Here is a 5,978-nt window from a genome sequence, read left to right as displayed (position 1 = left end):
ATAGTCTTCCACTGTTCTCACAAGGTAACCGATCTCATCATGCCTCAGCCCAAACTGATCATCCACGGCGGAGCCGGCAGCGCCCTGGAAGGGGAAAGCAGCCTGGAAAAAGTGAGGGGATCCCTGCAGCAGGTGGTGGAGAGCACCTACGAGCTGCTGTTGGCCGGGCAGAGTGCCGAGGCGGCGGTGATGCATGCCTGCCAGTTGCTGGAGGATGATCCGCTCTACAATGCCGGGACGGGGTCGGTCTTGCAATCGGATGGGCAAATCCGCATGAGCGCCGCTCTCATGAACGGGGCCACCCAGTCCTTTAGCGGGGTGATCAACGTCAGCCGGGTTCAGCATCCCATCCTCATGGCCCAGGCTCTGCAATCAAGCCCGGATCGCGTGGTGGCCGAACAAGGGGCAGCGGAGCTGGCGCGGGAACTGAAGTTGCCGGTCTATGACCCGGCCACTCTCAAGCGGGTTCAAGAGTGGGTGCAGTTGCGCCAAACCCATCCCCCAACTAGGGTTCTCACTGCTCTGGCCATGGGCACGGTGGGGGCGGTGGCCCTGGATCAACAGGGGCAAATCTGTGCCGGCACCTCCACCGGCGGGCGGGGGTTTGAACGGGTGGGGCGAGTAAGCGATTCGGCCACTCCGGCGGGAACCTATGCCAGTGCGGTGGCGGGAGTCAGTTGCACCGGTGTTGGGGAAGATATTTTGGATGAGAGCTTGGCGGCGCGGATTGTGATTCGAGTGGAAGATGGCCTCAGCCTGAAGGCTGCCATGGCCAAGTCTTTTCAAGAGGCCCGCCAACGTCGCCGCTCCTTTGGGGCCATCGCTCTATCCTGCTCGGGGGAGATTGCTTGGGATACCACCACCGACCTACTGCTGGCCGCATATCACGATGGGCAGGGGATCGGCTTGACGATCTAAACTTCTAGCCGGGCTTGCGGGATTAGACCTGGACAAGCCTGAGGCGGTTGGATAAGAGTAGGATAAGAGTAGAAATAGTACTTAAACAAACCAAGTCTGCCCCCTGGCGGGCCACTGTAGAGCGTTTATGGCACTTCACGCGGAGTTGCACCGTCATTTGGGCGGTTCGGTTGTCCCCCGAATTCTGTGGCGCTATTTTCACCGCCAGGGATCCCCTTTGGCAGAGCGCTTTCCCACCTATGCCGAGTTTGAGGAGTTCTACACCCGCCCGCGCAACACCCTCGAGGATTACCTGGAGCTGCACACGCTGGTGGAACAGGTGCAGACCCTGGAAACCCTGCCCTATTTTATCTACCGCCTGCTGCGGGGAGCCTACGTCTTTGAGGATCTGGCCTACCTGGAGATTCGCTACACTCCCTACCTACGCACGGATCCCAGCCTGGATGAGGGGGAGCGCCTCAAGCAGATGCGCCAGGTGATCGAGACGGTAGGACAAGCCAGTCAACAGCGAGAGTATCCCATCGTCACCACCCAGATCGTCTGTTTGCATTCACGCCTGCCCAGCCACATCAACCGGGCCATGGTGGAAGCTGCCGCCGAGTCGGAGTATGTGTGTGCCATCGACCTGGCCGGAGGAGACAAGCCCTACGGCGAACGGATGGACGAGTGGATTGAGCTGTTCAAGTATGCGCTGGCCCGCGGCCTGAAAACCACTGCCCACCTGTACGAAACTTTGGATGGCTGCTACCCACAGTTGCTGCCCTATGTCTCGCGGATCGGCCACGGCATTCAGATCCCCCTCCACTATCCAGAATTGCTGCCGGAGCTGGCACGACGAGGACAATGCCTAGAAGTTTGTCCCACCACCTATCTAAAAACGGGAACCCTGCCCAGTTTGGAGCCCCTCAAGATTGTCTTTGACCGCTGCTTTGAGGCGGGGGTGGATATCGCCATCTGCACCGACAACGCCGGCTTGCACAATGTGCGGCTGCCGTTTGAGTACGAAAACCTGCTAACCCACGACATTATCGATTTCGAGCAGCTCAAACACTGCCAGGAAGCAGCCTTTCGTCACGCTTTTGCCTGGCCCTACAAGGGGCGTCCGGCCTCATTGTTGTCGGAGTTACAGCAGGGGGTATCTGCTTCTTTGGTGGCTCTCTGACCGCCTCAGCGGGATGGAGTCCTTGTTTTTCATCCCGACTTCTCGAAAACAGGGAAGGGATCCGTAACAGAGACAGGGGCAGCTTTCGCAAGGGAAATGACCGCTTGGATCCCTTGTGCAGAGCGATGTTGAGCGGCATCTGAGGGTGGATAGAGCCCGACAGAATCCAATGCTGAGTCTACTGAGCCAAACATGAAGGTTTATATCAGCGCCGATATTGAAGGGATCGCCGGCATCAGCCATTGGGATGAGGCCACCATCGGCCAGCCGGGTTACGAGGCATTCCGAGAGCAGATGACCCGAGCAGTGATCGCGGCTTGTGAGGGATCCCTGGCTGCCGGAGCCACGCAGATCACAGTCAAAGATGCCCATGACTCAGGGCGGAACCTCATCCCCGAACGGTTGCCGGAGCCGGTGCAACTCATCCGCGGCTGGAGCGGCCACCCCTACTGTATGGTGCAAGAGTTGGATCGCAGTTACAATGCCCTGCTCCTAATCGGCTATCATGCCCGCGCCGGATCTGCTGCCAACCCCCTCGCCCACACCTACACCACCGAAGTTAGCCAAATCCGGCTGAACGGCCAGGCCATCGCCGAGTTTCACCTGGTCAGCCTCACGGCTGCCTATGAGGGAGTCCCGGTTGTGTTTGTAGCCGGAGATGCGGAGGTGTGTGCCGCAGCGAAAGCTTATGACGCCCACATCGAGACGGTGGTCACCCACAAAGGGATAGGCCAGTCGGTCATTACGCCACATCCGCAGCAGGTTCTACAGGCCATCCGCCAAGGTGTAGAGGGATCCCTGAGGCGGCTGTCGGCCTACCGTCCTCGCCCACTGCCGGATCACTTTCAATTGGAAGTGGACTACAAGGATCCCGCTCGGGCCTACCGCAAGTCTTTTTATCCCGGCTGCCGGTGGATTGCCGATTCCACGGTTCGGCTGGAAGTTTCCGAGTGGTTTGAGGTGTTGCGGGCTTTGGAGTTTATCGTGCTCACCTAGCCAGGGATCCAAGCGGCATCTGGATGAGGCGAGCAGCAGCTTCCCTGAGGCTGGTCTCGGAAAGGTCAGACAGCTCAATCCGGGCCCGAAGGCGATTGAAGTTTTGCTGCAGCCCGTGTCGATAGGTGGGGTCGTAGTGCTGCTCCAGCAACTCCTGCACAAACTGCGGCCAGTCTTGGGCGTCGATCAGCTCAAACCAACGCTGCAAGCGGCCCTGGCCAAGACGGGACTTCAGAAGCAGCAATTTTTCCTTCAGCGCTTGGGGGTGAGCAATCCAGTGGGGATAATGGGCGATCAGCCCCTTCACCCGCTCCTCTAGAGGCAACTGCACTTCGACACAGTCGGCTTGGGTAAGGGCTTGCCAAAGGGCAGGCGGCAGATGGAGCTGGCCCACTTTGGCACTCTCAGCCTCCACCCAGACTGGCTTGGCGGGATCCCACTGGAGAAAAACCTGCACCAGTTGACTTTCAAAGCTCTTCTGACTGGGCTGTGGCACCCCCCACTCGGCCCCCAGGAGGGATCCCCGGTGACAGGCCAGCTTTTCCAGATCGAGAACTTGGGATCCCTGTTGGCGCAGATGGTGAAGCAACTGGGTTTTGCCGCTCCCTGTTGGTCCGCAGAGCACTCGGTAGGTAAATTCCTGGGGCAAGATCTGCAGCTGTCGGCGCACCCAGGCCCGGTAGGTTTTGTAGCCACCTTGCAAAACCGTAACCTGCCAGCCCACCTGGGACAACACCAATGCCAAGCTGGCAGAGCGCTGCCCTCCCCGCCAGCAGTAGATTAGGGGCCGGTAATCGCGATCTTTATCGGCAAAATGGGTTTGCAAGTGGCGACTGATGTTCTGGGCCACCAAGCTTGCCCCTCGTTTGCGGGCTGTAAAGGGATCCACCTGCTTGTAGAGCGTGCCCACCTCCGCCCGTTCTGTATCGTAGAGTACAGGCAAGTTGATGGCTCCCGGCCAATGATCCTCTGCGAACTCTGCCGGAGAGCGCACATCGATAATTTCGCTGTAGGTGTGCAGCCAGGGCTCTGCAGTGAAGTGAATCGGAGGAGACACAAACCTGTGGATGGAAATGGCAAGCTAGCGCAATCTTGAACAGTTTCTAGCTTAGCCAACGCTGCTGCTCAAGGAAGCCCAGGGCTAACCCTAGCCTATCCCCTCGCAGGTGGACTTCTCGCTTTTCCAGAAGTTTAGGCAAGGTCTCTGGAACATGCAGGATGCCATTTGCCGCTCTCAAAAAAGTTATAGAGGTTTTCAGGCTCTCCAGGTGCCACCTCAGATAGAAAGGTGAGCTCGGACTTTTTCTTCGTCCATTTGGTCAGTCGGCCCCTCCATGATAAGGGATCCATTTTCCATAAGATAAAAGTAATCGGCTAGGCTTTGGGCAAACTCAAAATACTGCTCCACCAGCAACACCGAAACGCCCCGCTCCTTTTGAATGCGGCTGATGGCTTCTTCGATCTCGATAATGATAGAGGGCTGGATCCCTTCTGTGGGCTCATCCAGGAGCAAAAGTTTGGGCTCCGCCACCAAAGCTCTGGCGATGGCCAGTTGCTGCTGCTGCCCACCGCTCAAATCCCCACCCAGCCGTTTAAGAAAAGAACGCAGAATTGGGAATAGGTCATAGACAAACTCAGGTATGATCCGTTCTCTGTCCGGTGCCGCTTCTAGCCCCACCAGCAGGTTTTCCTCAACCGTTAGGCGGGGAAATATCTCTCGACCTTGGGGTACATAGCCAATACCGGCGCGGGCTCGCCAATTGGGAGGGTAATGGTTGATAGGACGGCCCTCAAAAGCAATTTTGCCTGTGCAGTCTTTCAGAAGTCCCATCAGGGCTTTAAGCGTGGTGGTTTTGCCCATACCATTGCGGCCCAGAAGGCAAACCGCTTGGCCGGGAAAGATCTTAAAAGAGAGATCCTTCACAATTAAACTCTGACCATAGTAAACCCTCAAGTTGGAGACCTCCAGGAGAGGCCCGGATCCATCTCGGGATAAGTTTTGTGTTGCGGTCGCGTTTTCCGTATTCATAGGCCTGCGCATGAGTCGATTAGATACAGAACTATAGCCTCTTTGCTTAGTTTTTCCCCTTGTGGGATCCGAGATAGACCTCAATCACTCGCGGGTCGTTTTTCACATCCTCAAAGGTACCTTCGCACAGCACCGAGCCTTGGTGTAAAACGGTAACCTTGCGGGCAATTTGTCGGACAAACACCATGTCATGTTCGATCACCAAAATGGTGTGGCTTTGGGCTAAGGATTGAATTAACTCTCCTGTAGCTTCTGTTTCTTTGTCCGTCATCCCGGCCACGCATTCATCCAGCAGCAGCAAATCCGGATCTTGAGCAATCACCATGCCGATCTCCAGCCATTGCTTTTCTCCGTGGGAAAGCAGCCCTGCCGGAACCCGATCCTTACGGCTGAGGCCAATGGTTTCCAAAAGAGCATCCGTTTTTTCTCGCAGATGCTTTTTGCCCAATAGGGTGGAAAAAACCCTTTTGTCAGGGTTGAGGGATAGCTCCAAGTTTTCTCGCACGCTCAAGTTTTGATAGACCCGCGGCGTCTGAAACTTGCGCCCAACACCCAAAATCGAGATCTCGTGTTCCTTGAGCTTGGCCAGATCCTTTCCTTTGAACAGCACCCGGCCTCGAGTAGGCTTAACCTTGCCCGTCAGCACATCGAGAAACGTAGTCTTGCCTGCCCCATTGGGGCCGATGACCACCCGCAGCTCCCCTTCCTCCAGAGAGAAGTTCAGCCTGTCCAAAGCCTTGAAGCCATCAAAGCTGACGGTGAGATCCTGAGTTTGTAAAATTTGTCGGGTGGCGGTGGGAGCTGCAGTAAGCATGGGGATCACATCCAAGAACGGAAAGGGCAGAGGGCGAACAGGGTTCTCAACCCATCAAA

6 protein-coding genes are annotated in these 5,978 nt (G+C 56.8%); 3 read left to right on the top strand and 3 right to left on the bottom strand.

Annotation, left to right across the window (positions count from 1 at the left end):
• The first annotated feature begins 39 nt into the window (after window positions 1-39).
• The 3 genes from NW829_RS09145 (at window position 40) to NW829_RS09135 (ending at window position 3,076) form a co-directional block, all read left to right on the top strand.
• Window positions 40-918: an isoaspartyl peptidase/L-asparaginase gene (locus NW829_RS09145; RefSeq protein ID WP_414416928.1), complete on the top strand. Its 879-nt coding sequence runs from the start codon at window positions 40-42 to the stop codon at window positions 916-918.
• A gap of 127 nt (window positions 919-1,045) precedes the next feature.
• Window positions 1,046-2,080: an adenosine deaminase gene (locus NW829_RS09140; protein WP_414402915.1), complete on the top strand. Its 1,035-nt coding sequence runs from the start codon at window positions 1,046-1,048 to the stop codon at window positions 2,078-2,080.
• A gap of 192 nt (window positions 2,081-2,272) precedes the next feature.
• A complete protein-coding gene (locus NW829_RS09135) occupies window positions 2,273-3,076 on the top strand; it encodes a M55 family metallopeptidase (RefSeq protein ID WP_414416926.1) in 804 nt (267 codons plus the stop codon).
• Here NW829_RS09135 and mnmH read toward each other — a convergent pair.
• From mnmH to urtD, 3 genes are all read right to left on the bottom strand, one after another.
• Window positions 3,069-4,133, bottom strand: a complete 1,065-nt coding sequence (gene mnmH, locus NW829_RS09130) for a tRNA 2-selenouridine(34) synthase MnmH (protein WP_414416925.1) — start codon at window positions 4,131-4,133, stop codon at window positions 3,069-3,071. The genes NW829_RS09135 and mnmH overlap by 8 nt on opposite strands.
• Before the next feature lie 219 nt (window positions 4,134-4,352).
• Window positions 4,353-5,117 carry an urea ABC transporter ATP-binding subunit UrtE gene (gene urtE / locus NW829_RS09125; RefSeq protein ID WP_414331328.1) on the bottom strand — a complete coding sequence of 255 codons (765 nt, stop codon included), beginning with the start codon at window positions 5,115-5,117 and terminating at the stop codon, window positions 4,353-4,355.
• 34 nt (window positions 5,118-5,151) lie between these two features.
• On the bottom strand, window positions 5,152-5,919 hold the full coding sequence (gene urtD, locus NW829_RS09120) for an urea ABC transporter ATP-binding protein UrtD (RefSeq protein ID WP_011430741.1): 768 nt from the start codon (window positions 5,917-5,919) through the stop codon (window positions 5,152-5,154).
• Window positions 5,920-5,978: the final 59 nt, after the last annotated feature.

Origin of the sequence: Synechococcus sp. R55.8 (assembly GCF_047461895.1) — a bacterium.
In the GTDB taxonomy this organism is placed as follows: domain Bacteria; phylum Cyanobacteriota; class Cyanobacteriia; order Thermostichales; family Thermostichaceae; genus Thermostichus.
This window is presented reverse-complemented; position numbering and strand designations above follow the sequence as displayed.

Bases quoted from the DNA above. Each gene is read 5' to 3' on its own strand.
- NW829_RS09135 (WP_414416926.1), top strand. From the start codon at position 2,273: ATGAAGGTTTATATCAGCGCCGATATTGAAGGGATCGCCGGCATCAGC.
- NW829_RS09145 (WP_414416928.1), top strand. From the start codon at position 40: ATGCCTCAGCCCAAACTGATCATCCACGGCGGAGCCGGCAGCGCCCTG.
- urtE (WP_414331328.1), bottom strand. From the start codon at position 5,117: ATGCGCAGGCCTATGAATACGGAAAACGCGACCGCAACACAAAACTTA.
- NW829_RS09140 (WP_414402915.1), top strand. From the start codon at position 1,046: ATGGCACTTCACGCGGAGTTGCACCGTCATTTGGGCGGTTCGGTTGTC.
- urtD (WP_011430741.1), bottom strand. From the start codon at position 5,919: ATGCTTACTGCAGCTCCCACCGCCACCCGACAAATTTTACAAACTCAG.